At 50.2% G+C, this 612-nt stretch carries 1 tRNA gene and 1 rRNA gene; both read left to right on the top strand.

Annotation, left to right across the window (positions count from 1 at the left end):
• The first annotated feature begins 90 nt into the window (after window positions 1-90).
• Window positions 91-165, top strand: a tRNA-Glu gene (locus tag H7K56_RS23140).
• Window positions 166-379: 214 nt separating this feature from the next.
• Window positions 380-612 (top strand): 23S ribosomal RNA (locus H7K56_RS23135); the annotation flags it as partial.

Here is a 612-nt window from a genome sequence, read left to right as displayed (position 1 = left end):
TACCTGAAGATACTTTCCCGCGAAGTGCTCACACAGATTGTCTGATAGAAAAGTAACGAGCAGGACGGCTGCGAAGTCGTGACACTTTGTGTCCCCTTCGTCTAGCGGTTAGGACTCCGCCCTTTCACGGCGGCAACAGGGGTTCGAATCCCCTAGGGGACGCCACTGCTTGGTGACAGGTGAAAGGTGTCTCCACAGAATATCTCAAAACTGACGGTAACGTCGTGTTTGAGATATTGCTCTTTAACAATCCGGAACAAGCTGAAAATTGAAACGACGCGTCGTGTTCATTCTCCGTAATAAGAATGAAATTTACGATGTGTTCGAGTCTCTCAAATGCTTGCAGTCCGCAGCGTTGCAAAACGCCTGTGGGTTGTGAGGTTAAGCGACTAAGCGTACACGGTGGATGCCCTGGCAGTCAGAGGCGATGAAGGACGTGCTAATCTGCGAGAAGCGACGGTAAGGTGATATGAACCGCTACAGCCGTCGATGTCCGAATGGGGAAACCCGGTGCACTCTGTGCATCATCGTTTGATGAATACATAGTCAAACGAGGCGAACCGGGGGAACTGAAACATCTAAGTACCCCGAGGAAAAGAAATCAACCGAGAT

The sequence above is a fragment of the Pantoea dispersa genome (assembly GCF_014155765.1).
GTDB lineage: Bacteria > Pseudomonadota > Gammaproteobacteria > Enterobacterales > Enterobacteriaceae > Pantoea > Pantoea dispersa.
Note: the sequence above shows the minus strand (reverse complement) of the source record. Positions and strands in the feature narration are given on the sequence as shown.